This is a genomic window from Pseudomonas alcaligenes (assembly GCF_014490745.1).
Taxonomy (GTDB): Bacteria; Pseudomonadota; Gammaproteobacteria; order Pseudomonadales; family Pseudomonadaceae; genus Aquipseudomonas; species Aquipseudomonas alcaligenes_C.
Map to the genome: position 1 here is coordinate 3,902,812 of NZ_LZEU01000001.1, position 15,553 is coordinate 3,918,364.

Annotated in this window: 14 protein-coding genes and 1 pseudogene; 9 read left to right on the plus strand and 6 right to left on the minus strand. The window is 66.0% G+C overall.

Annotation, left to right across the window (positions count from 1 at the left end; translation table 11 throughout):
• Nucleotides 1-52 precede the first annotated feature (52 nt).
• The 3 genes from A9179_RS17850 to groL all read left to right on the plus strand — a co-directional run bounded on the left by A9179_RS17850 (nt 53) and on the right by groL (nt 2,755).
• Nucleotides 53-508, plus strand: coding sequence for an FxsA family protein (locus A9179_RS17850; RefSeq protein ID WP_187807556.1), 456 nt, complete (start codon nt 53-55; stop codon nt 506-508).
• Between the two features lie 269 nt (nt 509-777).
• The gene (locus A9179_RS17855; protein WP_187807557.1) at nt 778-1,071 is read left to right on the plus strand and encodes a co-chaperone GroES; all 294 of its coding nucleotides are present in this window, start codon (nt 778-780) and stop codon (nt 1,069-1,071) included.
• 43 nt (nt 1,072-1,114) lie between these two features.
• Complete coding sequence (groL, locus tag A9179_RS17860) at nt 1,115-2,755, plus strand: chaperonin GroEL (RefSeq protein WP_187807558.1); 1,641 nt, start codon at nt 1,115-1,117, stop codon at nt 2,753-2,755.
• Between the two features lie 180 nt (nt 2,756-2,935).
• Here groL and A9179_RS17865 read toward each other — a convergent pair whose 3' ends face one another.
• Together A9179_RS17865 and A9179_RS17870 are read right to left on the minus strand one after the other, a co-directional pair.
• Nucleotides 2,936-3,943 (minus strand): DUF481 domain-containing protein, encoded by a 1,008-nt coding sequence (locus A9179_RS17865; protein WP_187807559.1) that lies wholly within the window; start codon nt 3,941-3,943, stop codon nt 2,936-2,938.
• Between the two features lie 143 nt (nt 3,944-4,086).
• Nucleotides 4,087-5,085 carry a DUF481 domain-containing protein gene (locus A9179_RS17870; protein ID WP_187807560.1) on the minus strand — a complete coding sequence of 333 codons (999 nt, stop codon included), beginning with the start codon at nt 5,083-5,085 and terminating at the stop codon, nt 4,087-4,089.
• Here A9179_RS17870 and A9179_RS17875 point away from each other — a divergent pair.
• Nucleotides 5,084-5,476, plus strand: a complete 393-nt coding sequence (locus tag A9179_RS17875) for an MGMT family protein (RefSeq protein WP_187807561.1) — start codon at nt 5,084-5,086, stop codon at nt 5,474-5,476. The genes A9179_RS17870 and A9179_RS17875 overlap by 2 nt on opposite strands.
• Before the next feature lie 38 nt (nt 5,477-5,514).
• Entirely contained in the window at nt 5,515-7,134 is a 1,620-nt protein-coding gene (locus tag A9179_RS17880; protein ID WP_187807562.1) for an AmpG family muropeptide MFS transporter, read from the plus strand.
• A 42-nt stretch (nt 7,135-7,176) separates the two neighbouring features.
• Here the strand turns inward: A9179_RS17880 and A9179_RS17885 are convergent, their stop codons facing one another.
• Complete coding sequence (locus A9179_RS17885; protein ID WP_187807563.1) at nt 7,177-7,656, minus strand: YajQ family cyclic di-GMP-binding protein; 480 nt, start codon at nt 7,654-7,656, stop codon at nt 7,177-7,179.
• A gap of 99 nt (nt 7,657-7,755) precedes the next feature.
• Between A9179_RS17885 and A9179_RS17890 the strand changes: the two are divergent.
• The 4 genes and pseudogenes from A9179_RS17890 to A9179_RS17905 form a co-directional block, all read left to right on the plus strand.
• Nucleotides 7,756-8,775, plus strand: a pseudogene (locus A9179_RS17890) (response regulator); the annotation flags it as partial.
• Nucleotides 8,772-9,683, plus strand: coding sequence for a putative 2-dehydropantoate 2-reductase (locus A9179_RS17895; RefSeq protein WP_187807565.1), 912 nt, complete (start codon nt 8,772-8,774; stop codon nt 9,681-9,683). The pseudogene A9179_RS17890 and the gene A9179_RS17895, both read left to right, overlap by 4 nt.
• Nucleotides 9,684-9,728: 45 nt before the next feature.
• The gene (locus A9179_RS17900; RefSeq protein WP_187807566.1) at nt 9,729-11,750 is read left to right on the plus strand and encodes a sensor histidine kinase; all 2,022 of its coding nucleotides are present in this window, start codon (nt 9,729-9,731) and stop codon (nt 11,748-11,750) included.
• Between the two features lie 2 nt (nt 11,751-11,752).
• A complete protein-coding gene (locus tag A9179_RS17905) occupies nt 11,753-12,334 on the plus strand; it encodes a cob(I)yrinic acid a,c-diamide adenosyltransferase (protein ID WP_187807567.1) in 582 nt (193 codons plus the stop codon).
• Nucleotides 12,335-12,356: 22 nt separating this feature from the next.
• On the opposite strand, the gene A9179_RS17910 is transcribed toward A9179_RS17905, so the two are convergent.
• The 3 genes from A9179_RS17910 to argJ form a co-directional block, all read right to left on the minus strand.
• Nucleotides 12,357-13,298 carry a Nudix family hydrolase gene (locus A9179_RS17910; RefSeq protein WP_187807568.1) on the minus strand — a complete coding sequence of 314 codons (942 nt, stop codon included), beginning with the start codon at nt 13,296-13,298 and terminating at the stop codon, nt 12,357-12,359.
• Nucleotides 13,295-13,933: a glutathione S-transferase family protein gene (locus A9179_RS17915; RefSeq protein WP_187807569.1), complete on the minus strand. Its 639-nt coding sequence runs from the start codon at nt 13,931-13,933 to the stop codon at nt 13,295-13,297. Before A9179_RS17915 ends, A9179_RS17910 begins: the two co-directional genes overlap by 4 nt.
• A gap of 289 nt (nt 13,934-14,222) precedes the next feature.
• The gene (argJ, locus tag A9179_RS17920) at nt 14,223-15,440 is read right to left on the minus strand and encodes a bifunctional glutamate N-acetyltransferase/amino-acid acetyltransferase ArgJ (protein WP_187807570.1); all 1,218 of its coding nucleotides are present in this window, start codon (nt 15,438-15,440) and stop codon (nt 14,223-14,225) included.
• Nucleotides 15,441-15,553 lie beyond the last annotated feature (113 nt).

The following is a 15,553-nucleotide window of genomic DNA, read 5'->3' on the forward strand; positions in this document are numbered from 1 at the left end:
GGCCCCATACTTGAACGGTATCGGAAGCCGTTCTTCCGCCAAGGACATTGCAATGCGCGCGTTTCTGTTTCTGTTCCTGCTGTTCCCGATCATCGAACTGGCCGTGCTGATCCAGGTCGGCAGTGCCATCGGTGTACTGCCCACCCTGCTGCTGGTAATCGGCACCGCCGTGCTCGGCAGCCTGCTGCTGCGCGTGGCCGGGGTCGCCACCGCCTGGCGCGCCCGCGAGAAGCTGGCGCGCGGCGAAATGCCCGAGCAGGAGATGTTCGAAGGCCTGTTGATCGCCGTTGGCGGCGGCCTGCTGCTGTTGCCGGGCTTCATCAGCGACATCTTCGGCCTGCTCTGCCTGATCCCCTTCACCCGCCGCCTGCTGATCGGCAACCTGCGCCGCCGCGCCGAGGAACAGGCCCTGCGCCAGCGCGCCTTCTTCGACGACCCGCAGGCGCGCCAGAACCAGTCCGCCCAGCGGCCGAATGTAATCGAAGGCGAGTACCAGCGCCGCGACTGACCCCGGTTCGCCCCAGCCAGTCCTAGCCAGGCTCACTCACGGGTGCCCTGGCGGGCGCTACACCCAGTCAGCCTGTAAAAAATTTTGCTCTCCCGCCCTTGAAATAACCTTGGCCGCCCCTATCTAGCCTTCACCGAAAGGTTTCTGCCGCTTGGCAGAACAGACTTCCGCGGCCCGCCCTGGCGTGCCGCGCCCGGCTCCGCCGGACTTTGCTAACCCGCCGGTGCAGTCACCGGCCGTTCAAAACAACTACTCAGGAGAGATCGACAATGAAGCTTCGTCCTCTGCATGACCGCGTCGTCATCCGTCGCAGCGAAGAAGAAACCAAGACCGCTGGCGGCATCGTGCTGCCGGGTTCCGCTGCCGAGAAGCCGAACCAAGGCGTGATCGTCGCCGTCGGTACCGGCAAGGTTCTGGATAGCGGTGAAGTCCGTGCCCTGGCCGTCAAAGTCGGTGACAAAGTGGTGTTCGGCCCGTACAGCGGCAGCAACACCGTCAAGGTCGACGGCGAAGACCTGCTGGTGATGGGCGAGAACGAAATCCTCGCCGTCATCGAAGCCTGATCCCGCGAATCTCCGCTTAATCAAGAATTGAGGAACAAGCAAAATGGCTGCTAAAGAAGTCAAATTCGGCGATTCCGCTCGCAAGAAAATGCTGGTTGGCGTCAACGTCCTGGCCGACGCCGTCAAAGCTACCCTCGGCCCGAAAGGCCGTAACGTGGTACTGGATCGCAGCTTCGGCGCTCCGCTGATCACCAAGGACGGCGTGTCCGTTGCCAAAGAAATCGAGCTGAAAGACAAGTTCGAGAACATGGGCGCCCAGCTGGTCAAGGACGTTGCGTCCAAGGCCAACGACGCTGCCGGTGACGGCACCACCACCGCAACCGTGCTGGCCCAGGCCATCGTCAGCGAAGGCCTGAAGGCCGTTGCTGCCGGCATGAACCCGATGGATCTGAAGCGCGGCATCGACAAGGCTACCATCGCCATCGTCAATGAGCTGAAGAGCCTGTCCAAGCCGTGCACCGACACCAAGGCCATCGCCCAGGTCGGCACCATCTCCGCCAACTCCGACAACTCCATCGGCGACATCATTGCCGAAGCCATGGAAAAAGTCGGTAAAGAAGGCGTGATCACCGTTGAAGAAGGCTCGGGCCTGGAAAACGAACTGTCCGTCGTCGAAGGCATGCAGTTCGACCGTGGCTACCTGTCGCCCTACTTCATCAACAAGCCGGACACCATGGTCGCCGAGCTCGACGGCCCGCTGATCCTGCTGGTCGACAAGAAGATCTCCAACATCCGCGAAATGCTGCCGGTGCTGGAAGCCGTGGCCAAAGCCGGCCGCCCGCTGCTGATCGTCGCTGAAGACGTGGAAGGCGAAGCCCTGGCTACCCTGGTTGTGAACAACATGCGTGGCATCGTCAAAGTCGCAGCCGTCAAGGCTCCGGGCTTCGGCGACCGTCGCAAGGCCATGCTGCAGGACATCGCCATCCTCACCGGCGGCACCGTGATTTCCGAAGAAGTCGGCCTGAGCCTGGAAAGCGCCACCCTGGAGCACCTGGGTAACGCCAAGCGCGTGATCCTGAGCAAGGAAAACACCACCATCATCGACGGCGCTGGTCAGCAGGTCGACATCGAGGCGCGTGTTGCCCAGATCCGCAAGCAGGTCGAAGACACTTCCTCCGACTACGACAAAGAGAAGCTGCAAGAGCGTCTGGCCAAGCTGGCTGGCGGTGTTGCCGTGATCAAGGTCGGCGCCGGCACCGAAGTCGAGATGAAAGAGAAGAAAGCCCGCGTTGAAGACGCCCTGCACGCTACCCGCGCAGCCGTCGAAGAAGGCGTGGTACCTGGCGGCGGCGTCGCCCTGGTACGTGCCCTGCTGGCCATCGAAGGTCTGAAAGGCGACAACGACGACCAGAACGTCGGTATCGCCCTGCTGCGCCGCGCCGTTGAAGCGCCGCTGCGTCAGATCGTGGCCAACGCCGGCGACGAGCCGAGCGTAGTGGTCGACAAGGTCAAGCAAGGTTCGGGCAACTACGGCTACAACGCCGCTACCGGCGTGTACGGCGACATGATCGAGATGGGTATTCTCGATCCGGCCAAAGTCACCCGCTCCGCCCTGCAGGCCGCCGCTTCCATCGGCAGCCTGATGATCACCACCGAAGCCATGGTCGCCGACATTCCGGAAGACAAGGCCGCTCCGGCCATGCCGGACATGGGCGGTATGGGTGGCATGGGCGGCATGATGTAAGCCGACCGGCACCCTGCTCCAAATAAGAAGCCCCGCCTAGTGCGGGGCTTTTTTATGCCTGCAGCTTTTTGTAGGAGCCAGCTTGCTGGCGATGCTCTTGCCCTTCAGGCAGCGCCCTGCAAAACCAGGATCGCCAGCAAGCTGGCTCCTACACAAGCGGTGTAAAGCCTGATGAGGCGACTACCAGCCGACGCCGAAACCGAGCATATAGCGGCGTTCGTTGGTGTCGCCGTTGTCGCTGGACACCTTGTCCCACTCGGCCTTCAGGCTCAGCGCCGCCCAGCTGCTGAGCTTGTAGCGCATACCAGCCTCGGTATCGAACTCGTACTCGATGGCATCGGTGAACGGTGCGCCGATCTCGCCCTTGCTGAACAGCTCGAAGTTCTTGCCGATCAGGTAGCGCTTGTAGTCCCACTCGAAGGACGCCGAGTCGAAGCTCTCGTTCTCGCCATCGACGAAGCTGTAGTCGTTGCGGTTGTACAGACCGGCCACCGAGAAGGCGCCCAGTTCGTCGTCCCAGAACTGGTAACCGGGGCCGGTACCGACAGTGCGCTGGATCTCGAGATCCTCGATACGGTCGCGGGTGTACTTGAGCTGGCCCTGCCAGAAGAATTTATCGGTGATGAAGCGATCGAGGTCGTAGTTCAGCTCGCTACGATCGGTCTTCTTCTCGTCGTCCTTGGTTTCCTGGTCGTACTGCACCACCACGCCATGGCGCCAGGCACCGTGGCGGGCCTTGGTGTCGACGTCGATGGCGTAGTCGTTGGTCTGGTTCTCGGCGCGTTTGTAGTCGGCGGAGAAGTCGACGTTGCCAGTCCAGGTCAGATCCTGCACCAGCGGCTTGGGCGGCAGCATCTGGCTGATCGAGGCCAGCTCCACCACCTTGGGCGCTTCGCCGTTGACCAGGGTGACCTTGCCTTCGTCGGCCGCGCGCAGCGACTTGGCGCGCTCGCCGGTGAAGTCGTCCTGCTTGACCAGCAGTTCCTGGTCACTTTCCAGGGTGGCGATCTTCTTCATGTCGAGGGTCACGCTGCCGGCGTAGTCGGTCTTCAGCAGCAGCTTGCCGCCGTCGAACAGCTGGATGGTGCCGGTGAGCTTGTCACCATTTTTCAGCCACACGGTGTCGGCCAGGGCCGGGGTTGCAGCGGCGCCTAGCGCCAGGCAAAGCAGGGTACGGGAGAACGTCATTGTCGGGGCCAGGATCTCGCGGGGGCAAAAAGGCGGGCATTATCCAGAGGCCCGCCGCCTGAGCAAGCACTGACCGATGATCCCCCCTCGAGTTCAGAAAAATCCCCCAGCGGTTCCGCGCTCCGGGGCCACGGCGTGCACCTTTACCAGCCGACGCCGAAGCCGAGCAGGTAGTGTTGCTCGTCATAGGTCTGCCCCAGACCGCGCACCTGGTTCAGCTCGTACAGCAGTGACAGCCGCGCCCAGTCGTTGAGCCGATAACGCAGGCCAGCCTCGCCATCGAACACGTAGTCGACCGCGTCGATCTGCGGCACCTGCAGCTCGGCGGTGCTGTAGAACTCGAAGCGGGTGCCCCACAGCAGGCGCTTGTAATCCCACTCCAGTGACCAGCTGTTGAAATCGAGGTCGCCGGCCTGGGTATCCAGTTGCACACGATTGACCTGCCCGATCAGGTCGAAGCGCCCCAGTTCGTTGTCCCAGAAGCGATAGCCAGGGCCGGTGCCGGCGATGCGCTGACGCTGGATATCCTCGAACTGGTCTTCTTCCTGCTCGTAACCCATGCGCCAGAACCAGTGATCGGTAAGGAAGCGGTCGAGGTCGTACTCCAGCTCCCAGTTGTCCTCGGTCTCCTTGTCGTTCTCGGTTTCCCGCTCCATCTGGCCGTTGAGCACATGACGCCAGCGCCCATGCTCGACGCGCATGTCACCCTTGAGCTTGAGCTCGTCGGTGCTGTCCTGGTCGCGATCCAGATCCAGCTTGGCATCCAGGTTGCCCTCCCACACCCGATCCTGCAGCAGTGGACGCGGCGGTACCAGGCGGCTGATGGCGGCCAGCGGCACAGTCGTGGTGCCGCCGTTGACCACCCGCACCGAGCCCTTGCCGGCGGCCTGCAGGCGCTCGCTGTGCTCGCTGTCCAGGCCATCACGGCGCAGCATCAGGGGTTTGTCCGAACTCAGGGTGTCGATATCCTTCCAGTCGATCAGCACACGCCCGGCATATTTGGTCTTCAGCGCCAGCTTGCCGCCATCGAGGAGGAGAATCTCCCCGCTCAGGCGGTCACCATTGTTCAGCCAGACGGTGTCGCCCCAGACCGGCATACTGGCGGCGAACAACAGCACAGGGAGCAGGGAGCGCAGCAACATGGCGAAAGTACCGGCAAAGAGGCAGAAGGCTGCCGCAGACCATGCCCCAGCCCTGGAGCCGACGGCAAGCCCCGACAGCCGCCGGGAGGCGCTGTACCTGGTGCTGGCGCAGATCCCCGCGGGCAAGGTGATCAGCTACGGCGAACTGGCCGCGCTCGCCGGCCTGGGCCGCGCCGCGCGCTGGGTCGGCCGTACCCTCAGTCAGTTGCCCGAAGGCACCCGCCTGCCCTGGCATCGCGTGCTGGGCGCCGGCGGCCGCCTCAGCCTGCCGCTGGGCAGCGTATCAGGCGATGAACAACGGGCACGCCTGCGCGCCGAAGGGGTGATGGTCAGCAACAACCGGGTCAGCATGAGCCGTCACGGCTGGCGCCCGATGGAGCCTAGCGGTTAGAGTGCGGCCTTTGCCGCCGCATTCCCCAGATAACGCCCATGCCTCGTAAATCCTGGCGCGCCGCCCTCGCCACCTATGCCCACCCGGCCGCTCTGGCCCTGCTGCTGCTCGGTTTTGCCGCCGGCCTGCCGTACATGCTGGTGTTCTCCACCCTGTCGGTGTGGCTGCGCGAAGCCGGCGCCTCGCTGCAGGCCATCGGCTACGCCAGCCTGATCGGCCTGGCCTACGCCTTCAAATGGGTCTGGGCACCGATGCTCGACCAGTGGCGCCTGCCGCTGCTTGGCAAGCTCGGCCGGCGCCGCTCCTGGCTGGTGCTGTCGCAGGCCCTGGTGGCCCTCGGCCTGATCGGCATGGCCCTGTGCGATCCGCAGCAGCATCTGTCCTGGCTGATCGGTGTGGCGGTGGTGGTGGCCTTCGCCTCGGCCACCCAGGACATCGCGGTGGACGCCTACCGCCTGGAGATCGTCGACGACAACCGCCAGGCCGCCCTCGCCGCCGCCTACATGGCCGGCTACCGGGTCGCCGCCCTGCTGGCCACCGCCGGTGCGCTGTATTTCGCCGGCTGGTTCGGTTCGGCCAGCGGCGAATACCAGCACGGCGCCTGGGCCAGCACCTACCTGATCTTCGCCATGCTGATGCTGCCGGGGCTGATCACCACCCTGTGGATGCGCGAGCCGGCGGTGCCGCTGAAGACCCAGATCGCCGCCGCGCGCTACAACCTCTACCACCAGCTGGCCTCGGTGCTGGTGCTGATCGTGCTGCTGATCGCGGTACCGGCGATGTTCACCCAGCTGCTGCGCAGCGACTTCCTGCTGACCCTGCAGGGCGAGCTGGGCCTGTATGACCTGATCCACGACGACCGCGCCTTCCTGCGCTTCCTGCTCTACGCCATCCTCTCCGCCCTGTGCCTGTCCGGCATCGGCCGCCGTGGCCTGGCGCCGGTGCTGACCCCGGTCAACGACTTCATCCTGCGCTACCGCTGGCAGGCCCTGCTGCTGCTCGGCCTGATCGCCACCTACCGCATGTCAGACACGGTGATGGGGGTGATGGCCAACGTCTTCTACATCGACATGGGCTTCGCCAAGAGCCAGATCGCCAGCGTCAGCAAGCTGTTCGGCCTGATCATGACCCTGCTCGGCGCGGCCCTCGGCGGCCTGCTGATCGTGCGTTTCGGCATCCTGCCGATCCTCCTGCTGGGCGGTGCCGCTTCGGCGGCGACCAACCTGCTGTTCGCCACCCTCTCCGGCCTCGGCCCGGTGAGCCTGCCCGACTATGACCACTACACGGTGACCCAGCTGCTGCTGGCCCTCGACCCGCACATGCTGATGCTGGTGCTGACCATCACCCTCGACAACCTCAGCTCGGGCCTGGCCACGGCGGCCTTTGTCGCCTATCTGTCGAGCCTGACCAACCTGAAGTTCTCCGCCACCCAATACGCCCTGCTCAGCTCGATCATGCTGCTGCTGCCGCGCCTGGTCGGCGGCTCGTCCGGGCTGATGGTGGAGAAACTCGGCTATGGCCAGTTCTTCCTCGCCACCGCCCTGCTCGGTATTCCCACCCTGATCCTGATCGTCGTGCAGTGGAGCCGCGAGCGCCACGCTCCCGAGCAACCCAACGGCTCGACGCCGCCACCCGGCGCCGAAGCCCAGCAGAAATGAAAAAGGCCGGCGAATGCCGGCCTTTTTCTGCCTTGCGCGACCTCAGTCGCGGAAGTTGTTGTACTGCAGCGGCATGCCGAATTCCTTGCTGCGCAGAGCCGCGATGGCCTCCTGCAGGTCGTCGCGCTTCTTGCCGGTGACGCGCACCTGCTCGCCCTGGATGGCGGCCTGCACCTTGAGCTTGGCATCCTTGATGTGAGCGACGATCTTCTTCGCCAGCTCCTTGTCGATGCCCTCGCGGAATTCCACTTCCTGCTTGACCACCTTGCCGGAGGCATAGGCGTCCTTGACCTCCATGCACTGGGCATCGATCTTGCGCTTGATCAGGGCCATGCGCAGGATTTCCAGCATCTGCTCGAGCATGAAATCGGCTTCGGCGGTCAAGGTAATGCTCTTGTCCTTGCTCTCGAAGCTGCACTTGCCACGCAGGTCGAAGCGGCGCTCCAGCTCCTTGATGGCGTTGTCCACGGCGTTGGTCAGTTCGTGCTTGTCCAGTTCGGACACCACGTCGAACGAAGGCATCGAAGTACTCCAGATAGACGGCGCGATCAGCATCACGGACTGTGCGCGCCTGGCTTGACGATAGAAATGGCGCGATCATTATAACCAGTCTGACACATGCTGTTCGGCCAAGTACCGACGGTCATACCGTTTCCTGCCAGCGAGCCCCTTTCAATGCCCAACCCCCACCTCAGCATCCTGGTCGTGGACGACGCCAAGTTTTCCAGCGCCATGATCGGCCGCGCCCTGTCCCAGGCCGGCTACCAGGATGTCCGCTTCGCCAGCAGTGCGGCCGAAGCCCTGCGTCAGCTCGAACAGCGTCCCGCCAGCGTGCTGCTGGCCGACTGGCTGATGCCGGAGATGGATGGCTTGGAGCTGACTGGACGGGTGCGCCAGCTGGATGAAACCGCCGAGCACTACACCTACGTCATCCTGCTCACCGGCAAGGAAGGCGAGAACGTGCTGGTGGAAGCCTTCGACCGCGGCGTCGACGACTTCATCAGCAAGGCTGCGATGAACGAGCAGCTGGTGCCGCGGGTCTACGCCGCCGACCGCCTGTGCAACACCCTGCACCGCCTGCTCAACGAAAATCGCATGATGACGCAGAACATCGCCAGCCTGGAGCAGCGCAACCTGGTCGACCCGCTCACCGGCCTGGGCAACCCGCGCTACCTGCAGCAGAAGCTGGCCGACAGCCTGCGCCAGGTCGAGTCGCGCGGCGGCGCGGTGTGCTACCTGTCGATCGGCATGCAGGAAGCCGGCGCCCTGCGCCAGCAGTACGGCAACGGCTTCTACAACGAGTTGCTGCACGGCGTGGCCCGGCGCCTGCAGCAACTGGTGCGGCCGCTGGACGTGCTGGTGCGGGTCGACGACACCCACTTCGGCCTGATCACCCTGCTCGACGACCTGCAGGAATGCTCGCCGAGCAGCTTCAAGCGCCTGCATGAAGGCCTCAACCTCAAGGCGTTCAAGACCAGCGAAGGCTTCATCACGCTCAAGGCCGGGATCGCCCTGGTCGGCCTGGACGCCAAGTCGCTGCCGATCGACCCGCAGACCCTGCTCGACCATGCCGCCCGCCTGATGCCGGAAGCCTACGCCAGCGGACGCGTCAGCGCGGTACGCCTGCCCCTGCCGCTATGACCTGGCATGTGCTCGGCGCCGGCAGCCTGGGCAGCCTGTGGGCCACCCGCCTGTTCCGCGCCGGCCTGCCGGTACGCCTGATCCTGCGCAACCCCGAACAACTGGCCAGCTACCGCGCCAGCGGCGGCCTGAGCCTGGTGGAAAACGGCCACAGCCAGCTCTACCCGATCGCCGCGGAAACCGCCGACAGCGCCGCCCCGGTGCAGCGCCTGCTGCTCGCCTGCAAGGCCTACGACGCCGAGGAAGCGGCCGCCAGCCTGGCCCCGCGCCTGGCTCCCGGCGCCGAAATTATCCTCCTGCAGAACGGCCTGGGCAGCCAGGATGCCGTGGCCGCGCGCCTGCCGCGGGTGCGCTGCATCCTCGCCTCGAGTACCGAAGGCGCGTTCCGCGACGGCCCCTGGCGCGTGGTGTTCGCCGGCCAGGGCCATAACTGGCTCGGCGTGCCGGGCCAGGAGCAGGCCCCGGCCTGGCTGGGCGAACTGCAACAGGCCGGCATCCCCCATGCCTGGAGCGCGGCGATCCTGGCCAAGCTGTGGCGCAAGCTGGCGCTGAACTGCGCGATCAACCCGCTGACCGTGCTGCACCAGTGCCGCAACGGCGACCTGCGCGACTGGCCACAGGATGTGCAGGCGCTGTCCAGTGAGCTGGCCGAGCTGCTGCGCGGCTGCGGCCAGACCGAAGCAGCCGATGACCTGCACAAGGAAGTGCTGCGGGTGATCGACGCCACCGCCGCCAACTACTCGTCCATGTACCAGGACGTCGCCCAGGGCCGCCGCACCGAGATCACCTACCTGCTCGGCCATGCCTGCCGCCAGGCCCGCCAGCACGGCCTGGCCACCCCGCAGCTGGATGCCCTGCATGAGCGCCTGCTGGCCTGCCTGGCCGCGCGCGGATTGCCCCTGGTCTGAGCGCGCGCTACCCTCCTCCCTCCCTATCAGCGGAAACCTGCGCCCTTGACCCGTCTGCGCCAGCGTCTCGACAACCTGCCGGTCGGCCGCAAACTGCTCGCCGCCCTGCTGGTGCTGCTGGCCACCGTGCTGCTGGTGGCCAACCTGGCGTTTATCAGCGCCGCCTACTGGATCTCCCAGGAAAGCGTGGCGCCCCAGGCCCTGCTCACCCTCGGCCGACTGATCGCCACGCCGGCCCTGAGCCGCCAGGCCCTGGCCTCGCCGCAAGCGGCCCAGGCCCTGCTGCAACAGCTGGACAGCTATGCACCGCTGCGCGCCGCCGCCCTCTACGACAGCCACGGCATGCGCCTGGCCGAGCTGCAGCTGGGCGAGCCGCTGCAGCTGCCACTGCGCGCCGAGCTGCTGGAGAGCTGGCGCCAGGGCGAGTTCCGCAACACCCAGCTGATGCCACTGAGCGTGCCCGGGGTGGCGCCCGGCCACCTGCTGCTGGTCGCCTCCAGCGAGCTGCCTGGGGCCTTCTACACCGGCACCCTGACTGCCAGCGGAGTGATCCTGGTGATCAGTGTGCTGCTCTGGACGCTGATCGCCCGGCAGATCCGCCGCCTGATCACCCGGCCGATTCGCCGCCTGGAAGAGCTGTCGCGCCAGGTCACCCGCGAAGAGAACTATTCGCTGCGCGCCACCCGCGGCAACCAGGACGAAATCGGCAACCTGGCCGATGCCTTCAACACCATGCTCAGCCGCATGGAGACCCGCGAGCAGCTGCTCAAGCGCGCCCGCGACGACGCCGAATCGGCGTTCGGCCAGGCCCAGAGCCTGGCCGAGGAAACCCGCCACTCCAACCGCAAGCTGGAGCTGGAAGTGCAGGTGCGCAGCAAGATCGAGAAAAAGCTCACCGGCTTCCAGAACTACCTCAACAGCATCATCGACTCCATGCCCTCGGCGCTGATCGCCCTCGACCAGGAGTTCTACGTCACCCAATGGAACCAGGAGGCCAGCGCCCTCTCCGGCACCCACCTGGACGAAGCACTGAACCAGCCGGTGTTCCTCGCCTTCCCCTCGCTCAAGCCCTACCTGCCGCAGCTCAAGCGCACGGCCGAGCAGCACAAGGTGGAGAAGATCGAGCGGGTGACCTGGGCCCGCGGCGAAGAGATGCACCACTACGAGCTGACCTTCTACCCGCTGATGGGCATCGGCGGGCGCGGCGCGGTGATCCGCATCGACGACATCACCCAGCGCCTGTCACTGGAAGACATGATGGTGCAGTCGGAGAAGATGCTCTCGGTCGGCGGCCTGGCCGCCGGCATGGCCCACGAGATCAATAACCCGCTGGGCGCCATCCTGCACAACGTGCAGAACATCCGCCGGCGCCTGTCGCCGGAGCTGGCGAAGAACCAGGATCAGGCGGTAGAGGTCGGCATCGCCCTCGACGACGTCACCGCCTACCTGCAGGCCCGTGAGATTCCCCAGCTGCTCGACGGCATCGCCCAGGCAGGCTCGCGGGCAGCCAAGATCGTCAGCCACATGCTCGCCTTCAGCCGGCGCAGCAACCGGCAGATGGCGCCCTGTCAGCTGCCGGCGCTGATCGACCAGGCGGTGGAGATCGCCGGCAACGACTTCGACCTGGCCGACGGCTTCGACTTCCGCACCCTGCTCATCGAGCGCGAGTTCGATGAGCAGCTGGGCGCCGTACCGGCCACCGCCAACGAGCTGGAACAGGTGCTGCTCAACCTGCTGAAGAACGCCGCCCAGGCCATTCACCTGCGCGACGACGAGGACGAGCCGGGGCGCATCGTCCTGCGCACCCGGCTCAACCCGCCTTGGGCGGAGATCCAGGTGGAAGACAACGGCATCGGCATGCCGGAGAACGTGCGCAAACGCATCTTCGAGCCGTTCTTCACCACCAAGGAGGTCGGCCAGGGCACCGGCCTGGGCCTGTCAGTGTCGTACTTCATCGTCACCAACAACCACAAGGGGCAGATGGAAGTGCACTCCACGCCCGGCCAGGGCACCTGCTTCACCCTGCGCCTGCCCCTGGTCTCCGCCACCGACACCGCGAGCCACTGAACATGGGTTACCGACTGAGCAAGATCTACACGAAGACCGGCGACCAGGGCGAAACCGGCCTGGCCGACGGCCGCCGGGTGGCCAAGGATCATCCGCGGGTGGAAGCCATGGGCGAGCTGGACAGCCTCAACAGTCAGCTCGGCCTGCTCCTCGCCGAACTGGCCGAGCAGCAGCTGCTACACCCCGGCCTGGGCGAGCTGAGCGAAGTGCTCACACCCTGCCAGCACCGCCTGTTCGACCTCGGTGGCGAGCTGGCCATGCCGGCCTACCAGGCCCTGGAGGAAAGCGAAGTGCAGCGCCTGGAAGCGGCCATCGACCGCTGGAACGAGGAGCTGGGGCCGCTGCAGAACTTCATCCTGCCCGCCGGCTCGCGCCTGATCGCCCTGGCCCATGTCTGCCGCAGCCAGGCACGCAGCGCCGAACGCCGCTGCCAGCAGCTCAACGCCCTGGAGCCGCTGCGCAGCGTCGGCATGGCCTACGTCAATCGCCTGTCCGACCTGCTGTTCGTCGCCGCCCGCCTGATTGCCCGCCGTCAGGGCATCGCCGAAGTGCTCTGGCAGGCGGCAGCGCAACCCGCGTCCTGAACCCCACCGCGCCGGTCTGCACTTACACCGGCCAAAAGGCACGGATACCGGCCACACCCTGAGCGCCGGCCTGCCAGGCGCGCTGACGATCCTCGGGGCCCACCCCGCCGAGCAGGTAGGCCGGCTTGTTGAAGCCGCGGAGCAGCTCACTCACCGCCGGCCAGCCCAGCGGCACGGCCTCCGGATGGGTCTGGGTGACCTGTACCGGCGACAGGGTGACGAAGTCCACGCCCATGCGGGTGGCCAGGGCCAGCTCCTCGGCGCCATGGCAGGACGCCGCCAGCCAGCGCTGGCCGGGGAACGGCCGGCCATTCTCGGCATACTTGTGCAGTTGCTCGGCGGTCAGGTGCCAGCCGGCGGCGGGGAAATCGCCCAGCCACTCCAGCGGGCCCTTGAGCATCAGCTGCGCCTTGCCGGCGCACAGCCCCTGGATATCCAGGGCCAGGTCGCGGTACTGGGCATCGAACATGTTCGGCGCGCGCAGCTGGATCAGGCGGATACCGGCGGCCACCGCGGCGCGCACGCCACGCAGCAGCTCACCCGGCTCCAGGCCATCGGGGGTAATCAGGTAGCACTCGGGCAGGCGCGCGGCCGCCACTATCGGCTGGTTGGCCGCGGGGAACTCATAGTCGAGCAGCTCGCGTTCGCTGACCCAGGCCAGCGGCTGGCCCTCGGCGCCATGGGGTTCGCCGGTGAAAGCCGAGACTTCCCAGACATCCAGCAGCACCTGCTTGTCGGCATAGTCGTGCTGCACCTGGATCAGCGGCCGAGCACTGCGCACCTGGATGCCCAGCTCCTCCTCCAGCTCGCGGGCCAGGGCGGCCTCCACCGCCTCGCCGGCCTCGACCTTGCCGCCGGGGAATTCCCACAGGCCGCCCTGGTGCTGCTCATCCGCGCGCCGGGCGATCAGGATGCGACCGTCGGCGCCGCGGATCACCGCGGCTGCCACGTGTACCCGTTTCATGCATTGTTCTCCGTTTCCTGCAGGCCGGCGCGATACCACCGCTGGAATGCCGGCCACTGATAGATGGTGTTCACATAGCTCTCGGCCTCGGCCGACAGCGCCACCTGGTAGCTGCGCAGGCGCGCCGCCACCGGGGCGAAGAAGGCGTCGGCGATGCTGGCATGGCCGAACAGGAAGGGGCCGTCCTGGCCGAAGCGCTGGCGGCACTCCTGCCACAGGGCGCAGATCCGTGCGATGTCCGCCGCGGCCTCGGCCGGCAGCTCGGCCAGCGCCTGGTTGCGCCGCAGGTTCATCGGCAGGTGGCTGCGCAGGGGCACGAAGCCACTGTGCATCTCCGCGCAGACCGAACGGGCAAAGGCCCGCGCCGCCGTGCCGCGGGGCCACAGATGGGCCTCGGGGAAGCGCTCGGCGAGGTATTCGGCAATCGCCAGGGAGTCCCAGATGATGCCGTCTTCGCACTTGAGCACCGGCACCTTGCCGGTCGGCGAATGCTCCAGCAGGCGCCGACGGCTGTCGGCACCGTAGAGCGACACCAATTGCTCCTCGTAGGGTGCGCCCGTCAGCTCCAGGGCCAACCAGGCACGCAGCGACCAGGAAGAAAAGTTCTTGTTGCCGATAACCAGAGTCAGGGACATGGGTTCGCTCCGTGCTGAGTAGGGGGTTCACCCGACCTTAAAAGCGCCTCCCGCAGATAGCAAATTCCCGGTATTCATGGGGTCATGAATACCGGGAATGCAAGTACGCCAGGATCTCGCGAGCTAGAGATAAACGGTGGCGCCACGACCAGCGGGAGTAACAGCCGAAGGCTGGCCCGGAGGGCAAGCGTCAGCGCGTCAAGTGGCCGAGGAAGCGGAGTTTACGATTGTAAATGAGCATTCCGAGGCCGCTTTCAACGCCGTTTAGCCGACGCGCAGCAGATCGTGGTCAGGTGCGGTATTCCGCGTTGATCTTCACGTACTCATGAGACAGGTCGGTAGTCCAGATGGTTTCGCTGCAGTTGCCGCGACCCAGCTCGATGCGGATACCGATTTCCTCGCGGGCCATCACCGCCGCGCCCTGCGCCTCGGTGTAGCTGGCGGCGCGACCGCCCTGGCTGGCAATGCACACCTCACCGAGGAACACGTCGATCTTGCTCACATCCAGTTGCGGTACGCCGGCATAGCCGACGGCGGCGAGAATGCGCCCCCAGTTGGGGTCGGAGGCGAACAGCGCGGTCTTGATCAGCGGCGAGTGGGCCACGGCGTAGGCCACGTCCAGGCACTCCTGATGAGTCCCACCGCCGTTGACCTGCACGGTGACGAACTTGGTCGCGCCTTCGCCGTCACGGACGATGGCCTGGGCCACTTCCATGAACACTTCGAGTACCGCCTGCTTGAGCTTGGCGAACAGCTCGCCAGAGGCGGAGGTGATCTCCGGCAGGGCCGCCCGGCCGGTGGCGATCAGCATGCAGCAGTCGTTGGTCGAGGTATCGCCGTCGATGGTGATGCGGTTGAACGACTTGTTCGCCGCGTCACGCACCAGATCCTGCAGCACCTCGCGGGCAACCTTCGCATCCGTGGCGATATAGCCGAGCATGGTCGCCATGTTCGGCCGGATCATCCCGGCGCCCTTGCTGATGCCGGTCACGGTGACGGTCACGCCATCGTGCTGGAACTGACGGCTGGCACCCTTGGGCAGGGTGTCGGTGGTCATGATGCCGGTGGCGGCTTCGGCCCAGTGGTTCTCATCCAGGTCGTCGAGGGCGGCCTGCAGGGCACCTTCGATCTTCTCTACCGGCAGTGGCTCGCCGATCACCCCGGTGGAGAACGGCAGCACGGCCTCGGCGGCCACACCGGTCAGCGCGGCCAGGGCGGCGCAGGTGCGGCGGGCATTGCTCAGGCCATCCGGGCCGGTACCGGCGTTGGCGTTGCCGGTGTTGGTCAGCAGGTAGCGCACGTCACCCTGCATGCGTTCGCGGGTAACCAGTACCGGCGCCGCGCAGAAGGCGTTGGTGGTGGTCACGCCGGCCACGCGCGAACCTTCGGCGCAGCGCATCACCACTACATCCTTGCGCCCCGGGCGCTTGATGCCGGCAGAAGAAATGCCGAGTTCGAAACCGGGAACCGGGTGCAGGACAGGCAGGGGACCAAGACCAACAGCCATGTGGGGACGCTCCTTCATCAGCAGTACGAAGCCGCGCGGGCGGCAAAGGTGGAAAAACGCCGCGAGCGGCAGAGCCGGTCGCGGCGTTGTTTATATAGCAGGCCTGGCGCGGA